2 protein-coding genes are annotated in these 1,194 nt (G+C 77.0%); both read right to left on the bottom strand.

Translation table 11 applies throughout. The features are described from left to right. The coding region (locus tag ACOV8S_RS00975; protein WP_448315368.1) for a hypothetical protein at window positions 1–309 on the bottom strand (309 nt) is incomplete at its 3' end. Between the two features lie 97 nt (window positions 310–406). Further along, a partial coding sequence (locus ACOV8S_RS00970; RefSeq protein WP_448315366.1) for an SDR family NAD(P)-dependent oxidoreductase occupies window positions 407–1,194 on the bottom strand: 788 nt, incomplete at its 5' end.

The following is a 1,194-nucleotide window of genomic DNA, read 5'->3' as shown; positions in this document are numbered from 1 at the left end:
GGTGTACGCAGGGGCGGCCTTCGCGGCCCGGCGGGCCATCGCGCCGGCCCGGCCCGCCCGCTCGCGGCACCACGCCGTGGTGGCGCGGTACGTGACCGCGGCCTGGCCGGGCGGGTTGTGGTGGGGGAGGAGCCGCTGCGGGTCCACCGCGGTCGCGCGGGCCGAGAGCTGCTCCCACACCCGCGCCGCGGCCTGCGGGGGCACCGGCCCGAACCGCGTCAGCAGGACGGCGCCCACGCCGATGCCGATGCCCAGACCCACGTAACGTCGCACGGGACGGCCCTGCCGCCGACCGAGGTTCTTCGCCATGCCCGCACGCTACGGCCGCCGGGAGGGCCCGGACATGGGCGCTCGTACTCACGGCCCGTGGGTAGCCGCCCCACGCCCGGCGCCCCGCCCCGCGGCGTCACACCCCCGTCGAGAGGGCCACGTGACGCCACTCGTCGAGCTCACGTCGCACCAGGTCCAGCTTCGCCTCGACGCGCTCGACCGCGTCCGCGCCCAACTGCAGCCGCAGCGGCGGCTCCTCGGCCTCGGTGAGGTCCACGACCGCCCTCGCCGCCTTCGCCGGGTCCCCCGGCTGGCGGCCGTCGTTCCCGGCCAGGGCCTCCCGCACCGGACCCGCGCCGGCCGCGTAGTCGGCGATGGCGGCCGGCTCGACCCGGAGGCTGGATCCGTTGAGGAAGTCCGTGCGGAAACCGCCCGGTTCGACGACGGTGACGTGGACACCGAGCGGGGCCAGCTCGCCCCGCAGCGCCTCCGTGATCCCCTCGAGCGCGAACTTCGACGCCCCGTAGACGCCCACCGCCGGCGCGGTGGCGAAGCCGCCGACGGACCCGATGGTGACGACGTGACCCGAACGCTGCGCCCGCAGCGTCGGCAGGGTCGCGCGCAGCGTGTTGAGCACCCCGAACACGTTGACGTCGAACAGGGCGCGGGCCGCCTCGTCGGAGACCTCCTCCACCGCGCCCACCAGGCCGTGACCGGCGTTGTTGACCACGACGTCGATCCGGCCGAACGCGGCCAGCCCCTCCTCCACCGCCGCCGCGAGCTGCTCCGGCGCCGTCACGTCCGCCCGCACCGCCAGCAGCCCGTCCGGCCGCTCCGGGTACGCCCGCAGCACCGCCGCGGTGTCGCGCGCGGTGGCGATCACGCGGTGTCCCCGCTCCAGCGCCTCCCGGGTGATCTCCGCTC

This window comes from Streptomyces sp. CO7, assembly GCF_053474865.1.
Note: the sequence above shows the minus strand (reverse complement) of the source record. Positions and strands in the feature narration are given on the sequence as shown.